The organism is Paenibacillus sp. RU5M (assembly GCF_900221055.1).
GTDB lineage: Bacteria > Bacillota > Bacilli > Paenibacillales > Paenibacillaceae > Paenibacillus > Paenibacillus marchantiae.
Window position 1 is genome coordinate 895,032 of the sequence record NZ_OBQM01000001.1, and the last position, 18,556, is coordinate 913,587.

At 42.2% G+C, this 18,556-nt stretch carries 17 protein-coding genes; 8 read left to right on the forward strand and 9 right to left on the reverse strand.

Features of this window, described 5'->3' with window-relative positions; all coding sequences use genetic code 11:
- Positions 1 to 25: 25 nt before the first annotated feature.
- A complete protein-coding gene (locus tag CRO25_RS04190) occupies positions 26 to 541 on the forward strand; it encodes an AAA family ATPase (RefSeq protein WP_063562675.1) in 516 nt (171 codons plus the stop codon).
- A 59-nt stretch (positions 542 to 600) separates the two neighbouring features.
- Here CRO25_RS04190 and CRO25_RS04195 read toward each other — a convergent pair whose 3' ends face one another.
- Positions 601 to 1,485: a LysR family transcriptional regulator gene (locus tag CRO25_RS04195; protein WP_079693824.1), complete on the reverse strand. Its 885-nt coding sequence runs from the start codon at positions 1,483 to 1,485 to the stop codon at positions 601 to 603.
- A gap of 161 nt (positions 1,486 to 1,646) precedes the next feature.
- On the opposite strand from CRO25_RS04195, the gene CRO25_RS04200 reads away from it, so the two are divergent.
- Both CRO25_RS04200 and CRO25_RS04205 read left to right on the forward strand, forming a co-directional pair.
- On the forward strand, positions 1,647 to 2,390 hold the full coding sequence (locus CRO25_RS04200; RefSeq protein ID WP_079693823.1) for an acetoacetate decarboxylase: 744 nt from the start codon (positions 1,647 to 1,649) through the stop codon (positions 2,388 to 2,390).
- 44 nt (positions 2,391 to 2,434) lie between these two features.
- Complete coding sequence (locus tag CRO25_RS04205) at positions 2,435 to 3,466, forward strand: ketopantoate reductase family protein (RefSeq protein WP_079693822.1); 1,032 nt, start codon at positions 2,435 to 2,437, stop codon at positions 3,464 to 3,466.
- A 192-nt stretch (positions 3,467 to 3,658) separates the two neighbouring features.
- Here CRO25_RS04205 and CRO25_RS04210 read toward each other — a convergent pair whose 3' ends face one another.
- Positions 3,659 to 4,621, reverse strand: a complete 963-nt coding sequence (locus CRO25_RS04210; RefSeq protein WP_079693821.1) for a YafY family protein — start codon at positions 4,619 to 4,621, stop codon at positions 3,659 to 3,661.
- Between the two features lie 106 nt (positions 4,622 to 4,727).
- Here CRO25_RS04210 and CRO25_RS04215 point away from each other — a divergent pair, with 106 nt between their 5' ends.
- Positions 4,728 to 5,207, forward strand: coding sequence for a GyrI-like domain-containing protein (locus CRO25_RS04215; protein WP_063562670.1), 480 nt, complete (start codon positions 4,728 to 4,730; stop codon positions 5,205 to 5,207).
- 18 nt (positions 5,208 to 5,225) lie between these two features.
- Positions 5,226 to 5,690, forward strand: a complete 465-nt coding sequence (locus CRO25_RS04220; protein WP_064637420.1) for a hypothetical protein — start codon at positions 5,226 to 5,228, stop codon at positions 5,688 to 5,690.
- Positions 5,691 to 5,777: 87 nt separating this feature from the next.
- Here the strand turns inward: CRO25_RS04220 and CRO25_RS04225 are convergent, their stop codons facing one another.
- Positions 5,778 to 6,653, reverse strand: a complete 876-nt coding sequence (locus CRO25_RS04225) for a LysR family transcriptional regulator (protein WP_079693820.1) — start codon at positions 6,651 to 6,653, stop codon at positions 5,778 to 5,780.
- A 132-nt stretch (positions 6,654 to 6,785) separates the two neighbouring features.
- Between CRO25_RS04225 and CRO25_RS04230 the strand changes: the two genes are divergently transcribed.
- Positions 6,786 to 7,859, forward strand: coding sequence for a nitronate monooxygenase family protein (locus CRO25_RS04230; protein WP_079693819.1), 1,074 nt, complete (start codon positions 6,786 to 6,788; stop codon positions 7,857 to 7,859).
- Positions 7,860 to 7,865: 6 nt separating this feature from the next.
- Here CRO25_RS04230 and CRO25_RS04235 read toward each other — a convergent pair whose 3' ends face one another.
- From CRO25_RS04235 to CRO25_RS04245, 3 genes are all read right to left on the reverse strand, one after another.
- Positions 7,866 to 8,393, reverse strand: coding sequence for a DinB family protein (locus CRO25_RS04235; RefSeq protein ID WP_063562666.1), 528 nt, complete (start codon positions 8,391 to 8,393; stop codon positions 7,866 to 7,868).
- Positions 8,394 to 8,539: 146 nt separating this feature from the next.
- Positions 8,540 to 10,561, reverse strand: a complete 2,022-nt coding sequence (locus CRO25_RS04240) for an ATP-dependent DNA helicase (RefSeq protein ID WP_079693818.1) — start codon at positions 10,559 to 10,561, stop codon at positions 8,540 to 8,542.
- Between the two features lie 232 nt (positions 10,562 to 10,793).
- Positions 10,794 to 11,381: a GNAT family N-acetyltransferase gene (locus tag CRO25_RS04245; RefSeq protein WP_079693817.1), complete on the reverse strand. Its 588-nt coding sequence runs from the start codon at positions 11,379 to 11,381 to the stop codon at positions 10,794 to 10,796.
- A 198-nt stretch (positions 11,382 to 11,579) separates the two neighbouring features.
- Between CRO25_RS04245 and CRO25_RS04250 the strand changes: the two genes are divergently transcribed.
- On the forward strand, positions 11,580 to 13,202 hold the full coding sequence (locus CRO25_RS04250; protein ID WP_179132070.1) for a helix-turn-helix domain-containing protein: 1,623 nt from the start codon (positions 11,580 to 11,582) through the stop codon (positions 13,200 to 13,202).
- Between the two features lie 22 nt (positions 13,203 to 13,224).
- A complete protein-coding gene (locus CRO25_RS04255) occupies positions 13,225 to 14,967 on the forward strand; it encodes a sensor histidine kinase (RefSeq protein WP_072733175.1) in 1,743 nt (580 codons plus the stop codon).
- Between the two features lie 108 nt (positions 14,968 to 15,075).
- On the opposite strand, the gene CRO25_RS04260 is transcribed toward CRO25_RS04255, so the two are convergent.
- Genes CRO25_RS04260 through CRO25_RS04270 form a run of 3 tightly spaced genes read right to left on the reverse strand, consistent with a single transcriptional unit; the run spans position 15,076 to position 18,508 of the window.
- Positions 15,076 to 15,966, reverse strand: a complete 891-nt coding sequence (locus tag CRO25_RS04260) for a carbohydrate ABC transporter permease (protein ID WP_063562661.1) — start codon at positions 15,964 to 15,966, stop codon at positions 15,076 to 15,078.
- A gap of 15 nt (positions 15,967 to 15,981) precedes the next feature.
- Positions 15,982 to 16,872 (reverse strand): sugar ABC transporter permease, encoded by an 891-nt coding sequence (locus tag CRO25_RS04265; RefSeq protein WP_063562660.1) that lies wholly within the window; start codon positions 16,870 to 16,872, stop codon positions 15,982 to 15,984.
- 31 nt (positions 16,873 to 16,903) lie between these two features.
- Positions 16,904 to 18,508, reverse strand: coding sequence for an extracellular solute-binding protein (locus CRO25_RS04270; RefSeq protein WP_063562659.1), 1,605 nt, complete (start codon positions 18,506 to 18,508; stop codon positions 16,904 to 16,906).
- Positions 18,509 to 18,556 lie beyond the last annotated feature (48 nt).

Consider the following 18,556-nt stretch of genomic DNA (forward strand, 5'->3'; position numbering starts at 1 on the left):
TATGATAAGAAGGAGGTATTTAGTTATGGAAAAAGCGATCTACTTAATTACAGGCGTAATGGCTTCTGGTAAGTCAACAGTGTCGGAGCTGCTGGCTTCCAAGCTGGGAAAAGCCGTGCATCTGCGTGGTGATATATTCCGTCGCATGATTGTATCCGGCCGCGAAGACATGTCCGCTGAACCGTCGGAAGAAGCATTCCGTCAATTATATTTGCGTTATCAGTTAGCCGCAAATGCCGCAAAAACCTATTATGAGAATGGTTTTTCTGTTGTTTTGCAGGATAATTACTACGGCGCGGAATTAGTCTATATGATGGAGCAGTTAAAGGATTACCCGGTTCAGTTAGTTGTGCTGTGTCCGAAGGTAGAAGTGGTAAAAGAGCGTGAAAAATCAAGAGGAAAAGTGGGGTACACTGGCTTCACGGTAGAGAATTTGTATTCAGACTTTTTGAAGGAAACGCCTCAAATCGGATTTTGGCTGGATAGTTCGGAGCAGTCCGCTGAACAATCAGTGAACGATATTTTACTGCATTTTAGATGAAAACCAATGACTAATTTCAAGTCGCAAAAAGTCACAGAATGCTCCGAATATGTAGTTTTTTAAACTTTGTACAATGCATAATGATCATTAAAATATGCAATAATAAAGTCCCGGAAATTTCTGGTGGAGGAGGATAAATGTCTATCCTTCACCCAAGATAGCCCCACTGGATAGGTGGGATTAATATCTGCGATTCTGACGTAATTCAAATCCAACTTTCTACAGACCGAGATAGGGATTAACGAGATACCCTGATTGACCTTAATAATCTCCGCGAGTAAATGAGAGTCCACCTCGAATATATTCTTGGGAGTGAATCCTGCTTTTTTGCAAAGCTCGGTTGTAAAAAAGCTATATTCCTCATTATTAGCAAGGGAAATAAAAGATTCATCGGCGACTTTGCTTAACGAAATTTCAGATTTTGTCGCAAACTTGTGTGTGGAAGGTAAAACCAGCACGATATCTTCATTAATAAGGACACAACTCTCAATCTCATCGTCCGCTATAGGTGGACCTGCGATCCCCAAATCAATATCCCCTTTTTTTAAGCTTGCAAGGATGTCATTTCTAGCTCCAAGTCCCTGTTGTATATTGGTATCCGGACACTGGGTAATATACCTGGTGATCAGTCCTGATAGGAATCTGGGATTTGAAATCGATATTTTGATGGTATGGGCCATTTCGTTATCCTGCGTTTGTATTTCCATTCTTGCATTTTCAATTTCGGTGAAAATCCTGTTGACATGTTTCAAGAGGATTTTTCCGGATACATTCAATTGAATATTTCTTCCTTTCCGGTCAAATAAGGTTGTACCCAATTCATCCTCAAGTCTCTTTATCGTCAGGCTTAAAGAAGGCTGAGCAATATTTAATTGTTCGGCAGCCTTAGATATATGTTCTATATAAGCGACGGTCTGAAAGTATTTCAACTGAAGCAGCTCCACTATAGTGCACCTCTTATATTTATTATAATAAATGAGTTTATATATTATCATGTATTAGATTAAATGTAAATTGAGATGTAAAATGGGTTTTGTAATCATCATTTCGGTAGAGAAATCAGACAACAGAATGAAGAAATTAGAGATCGGAAGGTGTCGTTCAGATGAGAAAGGAAGAAGTGATTAAGCAATTTACAACTCCGCTGGATGCAGGGGCATTTCCTTTGGGACCATATCGTTTCTATAATCGCGAATACTTGAACATTTTATATAGAACCGATCTGGAACGCTTAAGAAAAATCGTTCCGGAGCCATTGGAAGTTACCTCTCCGCTTGTAAGGTTTGAGATTATGAAAATGCCGGATGTAACAGGCCTTGGTTCCTATACAGAGTGTGGACAGGTGATACCTGTTAACTTTGAAGGGGAGGAAGGAGATTATCTCCACGCAATGTACGTAGACAGTTTTCCTGCAATCGCATCAGGCAGGGAAATAGGAGCCTATCCTAAAAAAATGGGTAAACCCAGTTTGTATGTAGATTCCGACACATTGGTTGGACTTATGGATTATGGCTCTTTGAGAGTGGCTACCGCGACTATGGGATATAAGCATTTTCCGCTTGATCATTCGGAGGCGCTACAAGAGATTGTTAAACCAAATTATATGCTGAAAAAGATGCCTGATTATGACGGATATCCAAGAATCTGTGAATTGGTACGGAGCCAAATTACGGATATTAAAATTCAGGGCGCCTGGTCAGGTCCTGCAAGACTGGAGCTATTCGCTCATGCTCTTGCGCCAATGGCAGATTTGCCTGTACTTGAGGTTGTTTCAGCTTCCCATATCATAACAGAGCTTTCGCTGCCTTCTCCAACAGTTATATATGATTATTTAGCTGATGAAAAATAAACGTCATTAAAAGCAATCAAACATAAAAGGTAGGGGAATTCCATATGAGAATTGCAATTTTAGGAGCAGGTTCCTTAGGAACCATCGCTGGTGCATATATTGCTGCCGGCGGACAAAATGTAGAGTTGATCGATGTCTATCAAGCACATGTTGATGCATTAAACCAGACAGGGGCCCAAATTACTGGCACTACGGATTTCCAGGCAAAGGTGACTGCCATTACTCCTGAGGATATGTCAGGAACATATGATTTAATCTTGCTTTTAACTAAACAGCTATATAACGAGTCTGTCCTTCAAGATCTGTTGCCGTTTTTAAACGACCAAAGTGTTGTGCTTTCCTTGCAGAACGGTATCCCTGAAGAGAAGGTGGCTTCCATTGTTGGCCGAGAACGGGTAATTGCCGGATCTGTTGAATTTGGTGCTACGTTTATTGAACCAGGAGTATCAAGACTTACAACAGAGTTTAGCCGCTTTAAGCAGTATGCTTTTCAAATTGGTGAATTAAATGGTGAAACAACCGAAAGAATTCAACAGATCAAATCTATACTAGACCTTGTGGGTGGAACACATATTTCCGATAATCTGGTGGGCACGAAGTGGTCTAAATTGCTTATTAACAATGCTTTTAGCGGCCTATCTGCATCACTAAATGTGGAATATGGTGTCGTGCTTGACCATGATATTAGTATTGTGAGTGCCGTCCTTATTGCCGATGAAACGATCAAAGTTGGACACGCAAATGGTGTGAAATTTGCCACGATGAGTGGCTTTGATATTGAATCTTTGGAAATACAAAGTGAAGAGGATATCCCGGAACGAATTAAAACACTTCGGGTTCTCATGGAGTCGTCCAGACTGTTAAAAGCAAGCATGCTACAGGATCTCGAAAAGCAACGGAAGACCGAAATTGATTATATCAATGGAGTAGTTCCGCGCTCAGCTTCAGGCAAACAAATCTCAACACCTTATAATGATATGGTTGTAAGATTAGTCAAACAAGCTGAAGAATCTCAAACTGTGCCTAATTTCGAGACTAATATTAAGTTCTTTGAAGAGCTTAACAATAACAGATGATATAACCGAGTATGTAGATCGCCAAGAAAACGTGTTGAGGATATAATTCCTCAATGCGTTTTTTTTATCGCTAAATTGTTACCTTAAAGCTTAGGGGAATTGGGATAATGTCCCATAGTAGATCTCAGTAGAAACAGCAGATAATAAAAACACGGCCATGCTCAAAGTTATTTGGTATTAACTATCCACTACTTACGGGCAATAAAAGCTTAATCTCTCTTGTACACCTGCTAAGATTTCTTCTGGCATCTCCTTGATCTTGATATCTCCACCTAAGAAAAGTAACCAATTGGTTATTTCGGTTAATTCTTCTGCATGATGAACATTGATGAAGGTCTTTATAACGGCTGTGGTTTGGTAAGGGTTCGTATAAGAAAGTGAAAGCTTTAAAGGATGGTATTTCTTGAATTGGCCAATCGCTTTTGGACCCAGTTCAAGGACAAGGTTAATCATTTCCTCCTGCTTACTTAGTTGTTCTAAAATCTTTTTCTTACTTAACTTTTTTTTCACAGGGAATAATTCTATATGGGTGAGATTATCGACAGATAAAATCCGTCTCTTTTCTTCCTCTAAGTCAAAGCCTTCAATGAGCCATAGGCTTTTTTCACGATAAAGGTGCAAAAGATAAATGGGATAAGACTTTATTTCCATCTCTTCTTGGACGGTAACCAACAGATAGTTCTCTATAAGAAGAAGCTGTATGAGTTTTTCCAACATAGGGTGGGGCAGGTCTGACAGATCAAGCAAGTCGGGATTATGGGGGTTGGTTCCTTCAAAAAGCAATATTTGATTTAAAAGAACAAGGTCATCTTGCTGATTTTCGGAGATGAGGCCCAGTAACTTTTCGGTTAAAGTTTGACGACTCTTCAGATAAGGAAGTTGTTGATTTCGGGTTGCCATAAAGGCGAGAAAAAGAGCTTTGATTTCATTATCCGTAAAGCGGACCGTAGGCAGGACAGAGTTGTTCATGACAAAATAACCCCCATCCCTCCCAACTTCAGCGACAAGCGGCATACCCATAGCTTCAATTTCTCGGATATCTCGAATAGCGGTCGAACGAGAGATGTTAAATTCCCGCATGATTTCGGAAATGGTAAAGTGGGCGCGGTTATTGATATACCTCATGATGATATTGATCCGTTCAACTTTTTTCATGGGTCCCCCTAAACAGTATCATAATTTGACATGATTTAAGGTTATTATAAACCCATCAAGTGAAAAGACAAATCCATTGATAAATTTAAAGAGGACGGTGTTAGGAATGAGTAATTACAATATTGAGGAAAAAGACAGCTTTATCGTTTTAGGTATAGGAACTGAGCTTAAGAGCCACTACACCGACTTTGCTGGTATTAACAAAGAAAAGGTGGATTTTTGGTCGGCTGTGAAAGAAGATGGAAGCCTGGATGCTTTAAAAGCTATAGCGACAAATGACTATATTTTTGCCGTGAACGAAGCGGTGAATAACAAGATGATGCATTATGCGGGCGTCATGACAGAAGAAACACTGCCAGAAGCAACCAGAGTAATCCAATTCCCCAAGGGAGAATACCTGGTCGTTAAAGGGGAAGGGACAACATCTGATGAGTTGAGTAATAACCTTACTGGCGTTGCATTCGGACAAGTTCTACCAGCGGAAACGAATTATGCATATGTTGGTGGGCCAAATACTACGGTTGAGATGGGACAACAAAACGGCTTGTTATTTGGTGAAATATGGATTCCTGTTGTTAGGAAATAAGGTAAAGGAGAGATCGGAATGTCATATATCGTTGATTTTAAAAATGTGTCTACAGTCGGTCTAGAGTCCTCACCAGTAGCAGCAGCGCTTGCAGGTTTGCGTGCAAATGAAGCCCGTTATTTTATGAACAAATATAAGCATGAATTTACGGTTGTTCCTGCTAGCGAAAGTCAGGACACCCTTGACTATGTAACACGAATTTTGAAGGAAGAACGTGATATTGAGTTTGCAGCCAAGCCCTTGGAAACATCAGCTTTTCAAGTGGAAAACATTCGATTCTCCTACGTCTTTTATGAAGATGGTCTTGGACTCAATGTCATGTATACGGTGGATGACCCTAAGAAGCGGGCCGTGGGTTTTAAGCTTTCTGAGGGGATGGAAGTTCCAGCGGAGTTAGAAGGCAAGTTTAAGTTTGCCAGACAGAAATCTAAGTTAGCTGGAACCATTCGGGGCTCATTTTTTGTAATCAAGAGAGAGTATTGAAGTGGGCAAAAGTGCATGTGGAAGAAGCTGAGCATAGCCCCATTGAAAGTCGCTGTATTAGCGGCTTTTTTTGTTTTATCTGTGCAACTAGCTTTGGAGAATCTCTTTCTTGGTTTCATCTAAAAAAGCAGATAGCGCCGGTGTAATGAGGGTGTCTTTTCGTTTAATAAACATGGTCGTTACTGAAGAATACTTCTCCGGTAAGGAGTGGCAGGTTACCTTGTCACGGACTTCATAATCCGCAATGATGGAATAAGGCAGTAAAGTAATACCCATACCAGCACTAACACAAGCAATTATCGTTTCGAGGGTTCCAAATTCCATTAATTTCACAGGCAATAATCCTTCTTCTTGCAGGAGAGTGTTAAGTTTGGCTCGGTATGAACATCCTTTGGGAAAAACCAGCATCGTATGATTTTGTAAATCATGGATCGATTGTATCAAGGGATGTTTGGGTGAAGTGACAAGAACAAGTTTCTCATTGATGACTTTGTCCTGCGTGAGATCTGCGTGTTCTATCGGACCGGAAACAAAAGCTCCATGCAGTTCATAATGCAGAACTCCATGAAGCAGCTTTTCTGTTGGCCCTGTAACTAAAGAGAAATCAACATTCGGATATTTCAAATGATATTGCGCGAACACGGAAGGCAGCCGGACCGCTGCAGTTGTTTCCATAGAACCGATAACCAGAGGACCTGAAGGAATGGAGCTGCTTCCTACTGCGGCTTTGGCTTCGTTAATGGTATGTAGAATCTTTTCGGCGTAACCGACTAAAATTTGTCCTGAAGGAGTAAGTGTAACTCCCTTTTTGTGACGGTAAAATAATGCGGTCTGAAGATCCGCCTCTAACTGTTGAATTTTGTTTGTAACATTGGACTGAGCATAATTTAGTTTTTTCGCTGTTTTGGAAATACTTCCTTCATGAACGGTTTGAATGAAAATTTCCAGTAAGTGAATTTCCAAGTTGACCCTCCTTTAGAAAACAATCTATCTGAAATCATGATATGTAACATCTGATTTACGGATTATACAAGATGGATAAACTCGATGTAAACTATAAAGAATGGAATCTGAATTGATGGGGAGGAAACCTCGATGTCTATTCAATTAAACAATAAGCTCTGTGAAAGCTTCAATATTCGTTATCCAATCGTTCTTGCGGGGATGGCCGGTATTGCAAACATGGCACCCCTAGTCGCTGCGGTTTCTAATGCAGGTGGGTTAGGGACGTTAGGCGCTGCGTATATGAGTCCTGAGGAACTAAGAGGCACCATACACGAGATTAAAAAACGGACGCAAGCACCGTTTGCCGTAAATATTTTTGCTCATGTTGGACCGGATCATTATACGAATTTTGATGCGGTAAACGAAGAGTTGACCCCGATTCGAGAATTCTTGGGTGTGAAGCAGCGTGCTCAAGATGAAATACGTACACCCAATCATTTTGAAGAACAGTTTGACATCTTGTTGGACGAAAAAGTTCCGATTATTAGTACAACGTTTGGATTACTTTCCGAGCATCATATGCAGAAGGCAAAATCGTTAGGCATCAAAATTATGAGTAAGGTCACCACGGTAGAGGAAGCTATTCAAGCGGAGATGCGCGGATGTGATGTCATTGTTGCTCAAGGTAGTGAAGCAGGAGGGCATCGAGGAACTTTTGATATATCATCTCAGCTCAGTGGAGCAAATATCGGAACCATGGCACTTGTCCCACAAATTGTAGATCATGTTCATATTCCAGTCCTTGCGGCAGGCGGAATTATGGATGGTAGAGGGCTGGTGGCTTCACTTGCTTTGGGAGCACAAGGGGTGCAAATGGGGACTCGTTTCTTGACATCAGTTGAGTCTGGTGCACATGAGGTATATAAACGTGTGTTGCTTGATAGCACAGAGGAAAGCACTGTAATTACAAATGCCTTTTCTGGACGGCCAGCGCGTGGCATCAAGAACGACTTTATACAGCATTGGGAAGCATCCAGTATTAAGCCGCTAACCTTTCCTACCCAAAATACATTAACTCGCGAGATCAGGAATGCTTCTGCTAAGCAAAATAATCCCGAGTATATGGCCCTTTGGGCAGGTCAGGGAACGAGAATGTTAACAGATAACCAATCTGCAAGCGATATCATTAATCAAATGGTAGAAGAAGCCAGAGCAATCATTTAGTAGTGATTATAATTTCACATCCAGCGAATAGCGATCGCGAAGTACTGACAAATGGTGGAGCTCATGTCCAGCCATAACAAATGCGATCGATCGAGCTGAAGCAGGATTATCACTGACGATCCCTCTACAGAGCCAAGCTTCTGGTGTGAGGCGACGGAGCATAAGAATGGTTGAGCGGCGTGTGACGGCATATTCTTCGTTCAGATCGGCTGCGGTATACGCATTGAAGGGTTGGCTCTGCATAAGCACGTCCTGATCGTAGCCAGGATGATTCGCTTTGTCACCTCTGGCGATGCGAAGCAATCGACTGCTCATGATGCGTTCGTTATCCAAAAGGTGGCCGATGACCTCCTTCACGCTCCATTTGCCTTCGGCGTAACGATAATTTGCTTGCTCCTCTGTTAATGAAGAAAGCAAAGTTTGTACGATGTTGGCCTGCTGCTCTAACCTTTCGATGATATTTCCTTCAGGAATAAGCCGGATGTAACCTTCATAAAAAGCTGCATATTCCGCTGTAGTAGGTCTTTCAACCATGTAAATGCCTCCTTTGGGATTCATAGCTCTGGAATATATTGTAGCATATATCTTACTTCCAGCATTGAAATTGGGCCCTCCGCTTTATGGGCGGAAGGGCCGATTTCATGTGATTTGCACAGTTTTATGGTTGGGCTGTTCCACATTCAATCCGTACGTCGTATCCCTTTTTGTTGAACAAATTTCTCCAAAATCGAAAAATCCTCAGTCACTTCTTTGAATGGTAGTGTGTCCAGCACCTGTTCCCGATAATTCTTTTTTGCCGCTGCGCTGAGACGGGAGTCTAGTATGCTGAGTATGCCAAGATCCGTTTCACTGCGAATCAAGCGTCCCGTTCCTTGCCTTAACCGGAGAAGCATATCCGGTACAAACACCTCCATGAACGAATTCTTCGTTACAGATGCCTTATATTCATAAATAGGGTCCGAAGGAACAGGGAAGGGCAGCCGGAAAATAATGACCTGTGACAGGTCAGAACCCTCGATATTCACGCCTTCCCAGAATACACCTGTACCCAGGAGCACACCTTTGCTTTTCCTGAATTCGGTGATAACACTGTCCTGGGAAGATCCTTCTTTCTGAATATGAACTGCCCATGTATATTCATCAGGCCTTGAAATCAGCTTCTTATGAATGTATTTCATGTCTTCCTTTGCTGAAAAAAGGACGATCGTTCTTCCTTGTGTTAAATCACAGAGTTGAACCAATTCGTTGTAGGCTGCTTCAAGATAGTCTTCGCGCTGGTCATGGTGGTAATATGGGACTACGTTCGAGATGTACATCATGGTATGGTTGGTGTAATCAAAAGAGGAGGATTTTCGATCCATAAAATCACCCTTATAACCGAGGGACTGCGTCAAATAAGAGTATTGTTCCTCCAGCGTATCCCCGCCTTGGCACAGCGTTGCCGACGTTAGGATAACAGGCGCTTTGCCATTAAATAAAGCATACTTCAGAAATTGGCTTATATCTTTGGGACAGATGCTGATCGTGGCTACTCCCAAGGGACTGCTTGCCCATATGAGATAGTTATCCTCTATTTCAGCCAAAACATGGATGAGGGTAATAAGCCCGTTTATGGCTTCGAAAGCGTCATCAATCTCCCGCTCGTGGCGGGAGGTCAAAATGGAAAGGCGAAGACTGAGATCTTTCAAATCGTTTGAGACTTGATATAACGGTATTCCTTTGATCTCCGACACTTTTATACGGTCGCTATCCTGCTTGGCATGGTGGAGCAGATCCGCATTTATCTGTTGGAAGATGCGTTCAATACATTTTTTTATAAGCTTGGATTGTGAGAAGAGACTTTTATCCCCGGACTGCTTCGTTAGAAGCTGTACAGTATTATCCAGAATGCGGCTGATTCCCCGATAAGTGAACTCAAGCGTTCTGGCATCTCGAACTTTTGCTTCCAGATTATGCGCTTCATCAATGACGATCAGAGCCGGCTGTTCTGAGATGATACTCTTGGTTCCTTCTTTTTTCTTCATCAAATCCCGTATGAGCAGGTCCTGGTTCACAATAATAAAATCAATCTCATGAGCCTTTGCATTTAATTTAGCTCTCATATCGTAAAACAAGCACGCATTTTTATGATGGCAACGTTCAAATTTGCAATCATTTACGGAAAAGTTGGACCATTCGGCATCACTAATTCCAGCTTTAATATCCGCTCTTTCATCAATTTCAAAATCTAAAATGCGCTGGGCAAGGGTAGACAGTGAGGAGTTCGGATTATCAGGCCTGCTCCATTCCGCGGCCCTACTTCGGCACGCATACTGCCCCATACCTTTCCCAACGACAGAGCGAACTGTTGTGAAGCCCAACCTGCTACCAATGACTCTTAAATCTTTATGTATCTGTTCCGAAAGCTGAATGGAGGATGTAGCTATAATGACCGGTTTCTGGGACATTTGATTCATGAGCAGGCTCGGTATCAGGTAGCCAAAAGACTTACCGATTCCAACACCAGCTTCAATCATGGCGTTATGCCCGTGGATATAAGCTTCGGCTATATCGAGAGACATTTCTTGCTGCCCGATTCGCTCTCTAAGACCAATTCGAGGGAACCGATCATAGATTCGGAAGATGGCGTTAACCAAAGAACGTTCGATTTCCCTTTTCGATTCCCGCTTATTTATCGTATAGAGTTCATTTAACCAATTCATAACGATCGCCCCTCTTCCAAATGAATGATCTTCTTGTAAGGAATTTTTTAGTCAAACTGTAATTATCTTAGATACTGAGATAACAGTCAAGTGTTCATAAGGAAGCGATAGAAGGTAAGCAACCAGCTAATTGGTCAGATACGAAAAAACATTGGGCCGAATAAGACGAAGACAGTAATATGAAGACAAGGAGAAGAGCGAACAGGGCACACCAGTGCTTTGTTCGCTCTTCTTAATCAACGGTTGGAATTGATTTATTGAAATTCTTATAATAAACCAAATGATCTGTCCACTCATCGTTTTCGTGTATGAAACCTTTGCGAACACATTCAAATTCCATGCCTACACTTTCCGCAAGTTTCATAGAAGGTATATTATCCATATTAATATGGGCTTCTATACGGTGGAATTTCAGTTGTTCAAATGCAATAAGAAGAGCTTCATTCACGGCTTCTTTGCCGTAGCCTTTTCTCCAATACTGATTATGGATGGTATATCCGAAGCTTGCCCATTGAAAATCCGCTCTTGCTAAAGTCGCAATATCAATCATACCCAGATGTGTACCATCTTCCTTTCTAAATACACCAAATACATAAACGGCATCTGTACGCGCTAACTCTTGATGTCGATCTACAAGATGATGAAACCAATCCGGTGTACATTCAGTCATATCCATTTTCCCTTTATCGTTTCGGTGTTGGGAGGGAAAACGGTTTTCAAATGCATTTAACCAATTTTCATAGTCGTCTTTCTTTAAAGGTCTTATTATTAACCGTTCTGTCTCTGAAATATAATCAAATTGTTCTGCATTCAATCCCAAGTGACATCTCCTCTGAATTATCTTTTTTCATTTACATCATTAAGCAATCCAAGTTTATCATAGGATACATCTGTTGAGAACAAAAACGAAAGGGACATCCATTTGATTAGAAATCACAATTAATAGGGCGGCTAGACATCTTTGCAATAAACGGTTTAATGGTAAAATAGTGAAAATGGTTCATGTTGGAGGATGCTCATGTATAAACTGATGATCGTAGAGGATGAACTGCTCATGCGGGTTGGAATTCGTTCCATGCTAAACTGGGAAGACTACAATTTCTATGTTGCGGGAGAAGCGGGGAACGGGAAGGAAGCGTTGGAACTCGCGCTAGAAGTGACCCCTGATCTAATTATTACCGATATCAAGATGCCGATCATGGATGGGTTAGAGCTCATACAAGAGGCATCTTGTTTATTGAAAACCTGTAAATATGTCATCCTGAGCAATTTTGACGAATTCCATTATGTAAAAGAGGCACTGAAGCTTGGGGCTGTAGACTACTTGATTAAAAGTGAGATTACAGAAACCTCTCTAGTTGATCTTCTTATCACCATTGAAGAGAAATTAATAAGTGAACGTGACACTAAGACCAACGTACCATTTATGACACACGACTATTTCAAGAGCCTGAGACATCTAAAGGATAGCTTTTTCCAAGATTTTGTAAGCGGATTCATAAATGAAAAGGATATGGTTCCCAAAGCTGAAGAAATGCATTTCCGTATACGATCAGACAAGTTGGTCGTCATCCAGTTTATTGTGGACTATTACGAGGAAGCGAAGAGGAAATATGTCGAGAAGGGGGAAAAACTACTTCGATTCTCTATTCTGAATATTATGGAAGAGATCATTCCATCCAAATGGGAGAAAGAGATTTTCGTGGAAAGCTCCTCTGAATATTGGGTTATTGTCAATGTTCTTCCTGGGAGTGAGTCTGTACAAGCTGATCTAAACAAACTATGTAATAAGCTTCTGTCTTCAATCAAAGATTTTATGAATCTGTCACTCTCAGCGGGTGTAAGTACAATCGTTTCCGATTTCCATGGCATAAGACAGGCATGTCGAGAAGTGGAGTTCGCCCTAAGGCAAAGTTTCTTTAAAGGCAGCAACCAGATACTGTACTACGCGGACGTGATTCAAGCTCCAGCTCGGAGAGAAGTGAATGGAATGCTCAGTCCGGAGCAAGAACGAGATTTCCTCAAATTATGGGTGAGTAAAGATAACAAAAAGGCGGAGGAATTCCTTGAAGAAATTCGCTCTGATCTGGAGGTGCAACGAGCAGATGAGAGCAGTATTCGCAAGCAATATATCATGGTGATGGAAACCATACACTCCCATCTCTCACGAGTTACTGAAAGAGGCAAGCTTTCATTTACCGAGAGATCGCCTTACGAAATCGTTTTGAGAGGAGAGTATTGGGAGGATATTCACCAAGATATGCTGGCTCATATCGCGTATTACTTTAAAACCGATTCCCAGATCATGCAGGAACGTTCCTACACAGACCTCGCCATTGAGTTAATGGACAAGTATTATGCTGAGGATATTTCGTTGCATAGTATTGCTAGCCAGATCAGTGTCAATCCTTCGTATCTTAGCCGATTGTTTAAGCAGGAAAAAGGAGAGAACTTCATCGCATACCTGACACGAGTTCGGATTGAACATGCCAAGGCTTACCTATTGAGCAGGGAACTGAGAGTATATGAAATCGCTGACAAGGTGGGCTACCATAATTACACGTACTTCAGTAAGATTTTCAAAAAATCGGTAGGATTCACTCCTGAGGAATATCGAGATCGACAGCAGGGACTCATGTAATCCGTGAATAGAGGTGCAGCATATGAAGCATGCCCGGCTCTTACCAATCAAGTACAAAATCATGGTGATATGTATAACTGTCATCATTCTTCCAGTACTTGTGATGACGATTAGTTCGTATTACTCTTCTGAGCGATTACTGGCACAGAATTATACAAATCTGCTCAACGATCTGGCCAAGCAGACGAATATTCGCATTGACGAGTTCCTAAAGGAGATTGAGAAGATCACACTGCTTGCCAGTAATGGACTTAGCGATAATTTATCTGCAACCCATGAAGGAAGCTTTCCGATCCAGGATTTCCTGCGAGAGGGTGATGAACAAAATGAGATTGCCGCATACAATATTTTGATGAATTATATCATGATGAAGGATCGCGTATTTTCCATCTACCTCTATAATTTGAACGGGGGACAAGATCTCTTCGTCAGTCCTAACCAGCCTATTGACCCGGACTTCAAAGTGGCGAACGAATTGTGGTTTAAAAAGTTCATGCATGATAATGATCGAACCATCACGTTGACAACCCGAATCGATGAGCAATTGGAGAATAAAATTCTGGCAGTGTCACACGCTCGTAAAATTCATGATGTGGCTAGCGGGGAACTGCTAGGCGTGATTGTCGTCAGCATTGATATAAAGTTCATCGAAATCGTTAATCGTAACTTGCAGGAAGGGCTACGTTCCAGGTTCATGATTGTCGATGAGAATGACAAAATTGTTTATAATGTAGATGACCGCTTAATCGGTACATTGTTCCGGGACAACGTTCGTCCTCCCGAATCATTAAATGTTGTGGTGACCAGTCCACTTAGTCAGCAGAAATGGACTACTTACTTATACATGCCTTTGGATGAGCTGACTGCCGACGGCAAAATATTAGGGCATAATCTGGTGACACTGTCCATTGTCCTGGTTCTTTTTGCTGCCATTATTTCGATTTTTCTATCTCATGTCATCACCACCCCCATCAAGAAGCTGCTGCGCAATATCTCGTTGGTCGAGAAGGGGCAGTTTGAACAAGTTGAACATATTCGTTCTCGCGATGAGATTGGGCACTTATCAGTTCGATTTAACAAGATGTCACATGAATTGAAGCGTATGGTTGAGCGGATGCAACAGGAAGAAATAGAGAAGGCAAAGGCCGAGATGCGTGCGCTTCACGACCAGATCAAGCCTCATTTTCTGTATAATACTCTGGGTTCAGTGAAATGGATCGCCTCCATGCAGCAGGCTGACAAAATCGTGGAAATGACCGATGCATTAATCTCGATGCTTCGTTATGCAACTAGATCCGATGGAACCCTCGTAACGATTCGTGAAGAAATAGATAATATAGCGAATTACGTGACGATCCAGAATGTCAGGTACTACGACTGTATTCAAATGAAATATGAGATTGAGGATAGACTGCTCGATTATCGTATGCCCAAAATGATTCTGCAGCCCATTGTGGAGAATGCAATCTTTCACGGTCTGGCCGAACTTGAAGAAGACGGAGTCATTACCATTCGGATTCAATCACGGGGCAGAGATATTGTGATTGAAGTCTGCGATAATGGCATTGGTATGGATCAACATACGATCCAGAACTTTATGGAAGATAAGCTCGAAGCAGACAAAGGAACAGGCATCGGCCTGCATAATGTGCAGCGGCGTATTCAACTTCATTTTGGCAAGCCTTATGGAATACAGGTGGCTAGTCAGATTGGAGAAGGTACGACTTTTACCATTCTGCTACCTGCCATCAAAGAAACACTGTAGTCATAGAAATTATCATGCAAACGTTTACAATGTTAGAACGATTCCAAGTATATTTCGTAGGTTAAACACACGCAAAGAGCTTGCAGGATTAACTGCAAGCTCTTTTGGTTATCCTTTGACACTACCGAGTACCAAACCCTTGGTAAAGTATTTCTGCAAGAACGGATAAACGAGCAAAATCGGAATGGCACCCAAGAACATTTGAGCAGCGCGTCCAGTTCTGGCGTTCATCATCGATAACAGTTGAGTGTAATCGGAGCCGGATTTCAGCATGATTTGCTCAAAGCTCTGCAGCAGGGTCTGTAGGTAGCTTTGTAATGGATAATTGGCTGGATTGTTCATATAGATAATGCCATCGAACCATGAATTCCAATGGCCGACGATACTGAACAAACCGACCGTAGCGAGAGCGGGCTTGAGGAGCGGCAGTAGAATACGAAGCAATACCTGCACAGGCCCTGCACCGTCGATGATCGCTGATTCTTCTATCTCCTCCGGCAAACCTCTAATGAAATTCATAAGAATAATCATACTAAATACGGGCAGAGCTCCGGGCAGGATCAGAGACCAAATCGAATCAATCAAGCCCATTTTGACGACCACCAGATAGGTAGGAATTAATCCTCCGCTAAATAACATGGTCACAATGAAAAATCCCATATAGATATTACGGCCCATCAATTTTTGTTTGGATTTGGATAGTGGATAGGCGGTGAGCACGATCAGAACCAGATTTACAAACGTACCGAGAACGGTTCGTTGGATCGCCACCCAGAGAGAGGAGAAAAATGACCCTCCAGATAATGCAAATTCATAAGCCTTAGTTGTGAATTCAACTGGCCAGAACGTAACACTGCCCGCGGATACAGCGGAACTGCTACTGAATGATACAGCCAACAGGTTGATAAATGGGAGAATGCAGAGTAGGGAGATTAGAAGCAATATCATGTAGTTTAGGATATGGAACAAACGCCTGCTCATACTTTTATCATAGATCATAATGAACGTTCCTCCTTAGAAGATACGATAGCCGGCTACCCTGTAAGCCAGGAAATACGATACGGCAACGAGAACACTGGAAATGATGGATTTAAATAATCCGACAGCCGTACCAATCGAATACTGTGCCTGCTGAATTCCCAGACGGTATACATAGGTATCAATAATATCTCCCGTCTGATACACGACAGGGGAATACAGGTTATAGATTTGATCGAATCCGGCATTGAGGACGTTACCAAGTGACAACACAGTCATTAAGACAATCGTTGGCATGAGGAGGGGCAAAGTGATGTAGATGGTCTGCTTCCATCGTTTGGCTCCATCAATTACCGCAGCCTCATATAGACCAGGGTCAATACTGGTCAGGGCTGCTAGATATACAACCGTGCCGAATCCGAAGCCTTTCCAGATATCACTCACGATCATCGTCCATGGGAATATGGACGGTGTGCCCAGAAAAGAGATAGGTGCAATCCCGAATACGCCTAGAAATGTGTTGATGATGCCATCGGAGCTAAGTATATCCAGCATGATGCCAGCCATAATGACCCAAGACAGAAAGTTCGGAATATAAACCAGGGTTTGAAATGTACGTTTGACACCACTGTTCAGCACTTCGTTAAGCAGTAATGCGAAAATAACAGGCACGATAATGCCCCCGATAATCTTAAAGACGGACATATACAGTGTATTCCAGATGGTTCTTACGAAGTTTGGCTGACTAAATACATGGGAAAAATTGTCCCATCCAACCCATGGAGAGTTAAAGCCGAGACCCGGATTGTATTTTTGAAATGCAATAATAAGCCCATAAAAAGGGATGTAGCTAAAGATGAAGACCAAGACTAGGCTTGGGATCAACATGAGATGGTAGGGACTCTGCTGCTTCCATTTTCTCAGCATTCATATTCCTCCGTTCTTGGCAACCGCATTATTATTTTCCGTAGGCATCATTAACTGCCTGGGTTGCTTCATCGCCTCCGGCCGCTCGCCAATTCTGGACGACAACATCGAAATAATCGATACGTTCACTACCCATGATGATCTTGGTGAAGCCTTCTGTCAGAATATCATCCAGCGTTGTACCGTAACTTGATAGCACCTCCGGTGAAACACCCCATAGCGCCGTCTTTGTGTAGTTCTCGCTATCGAGTACTTTCTTAGCCAGACCATACGCATTCTTTGGAGCACCCTGTTGCAGATAATCACCAACTGCTCCCGGTGTTGCATTCTTCATAAACTCAACGCTGTTGTTATATTTCTGCCACATTCCCGAAGTTGTGAGCCCACTGGTATCCTCGGATTGAAGGGCTGCTGATACAGCCTCGAACTGCTCGTAATCTGAATTCGGATTAAGTACACGGAACGCCCCGACCACATGGGCAATATCATTGTCGAGCAAAGCGGATAGTGTTTCTTTGGATTCCTTACCATTGCCTTCATCAACGATATAAGCATAGTCATTCAAAATCTTAATCACTTCTTGAGGGCTCTTAAATCCCTTTTTCATGACAATATAATTGTTGTTGGCGAAGAAGATGGATTGTTTCGCTTCCTTACCATCAATGGTAGGGATGATATACGGATAAAAGATCGCGTCTTTACCCAGATTGGCTACTGTATCAACGCCAGGATTATAACCCCACCACTGGTAATAAGGCTGTACGCCCACTTTGCCGGCTACGATATCCGCGTTCATCGCATTAAAGTCTTTGATTGCAAATTCCGGATCAATGATACCTTGCTTGTACCATTCCGACCACTCAGCCAGTGCATTCTTCATCTCAGGCTGGACTGAGCCATACACTAATTTCCCACTGTTATCCTCCATCCACATATCTGGATGCGCATTCCATGCAATGGCGAGCAGGTTGAGGTAATCGAGTGATTGATCTACTGCTATGCCATATCCGCCGTGCTTTTCCATAAATTTCAGTGCAATGTTCTTGATGTCTTCCACCGATTTCGGATCTTGGAGACCCAGTTCTTCTTTCCAATCGTTCCGAATCCAGATGAAATCGGGTTGTTCAATTAATCCCCAGTGCATCTGCGGTATCCCGTACAGTTTGCCGTCCTTTTTACCAGACTCATAGCTATCCGCATCCGTTTCCATATAGCCTTTGAGACGTTCTGAAGCGTGTTGTTCAAAGACATCGGTAAGGTCCATTACCATATCTGCTTCGACTAGCTGCCTTAATTGTGATGGATTAACCCTAAACACGTCGGGGAGATCATTCGATGCTATAGCCAAATTCAATTTGGTATCATACTCATCGCTGACCCAGTCTGTTTTGACATCGATATTAAACTGCTCTTTGTATCGCTTAATCCACACATTATTTGTGATATCATCGCCCTTTGGATATTTGGCAGAAGTATATTCTGACGTTACGGTGTGGATGGTTGTTATTCCGCCCTCGTTGGCATCCGAATCGGTATTGGATGTACTTTTCTCGGTGCTGCTTCCATTTGTACAGGCGGCGACCAATAAGGTCGACAGGCATAAAGACAACATTAAAGTCTTGGTTTTCTTGTTCATTTCCTTTCCCCCTTAAGCGTCATATTTGAATACGTTTTCTTGAAAATA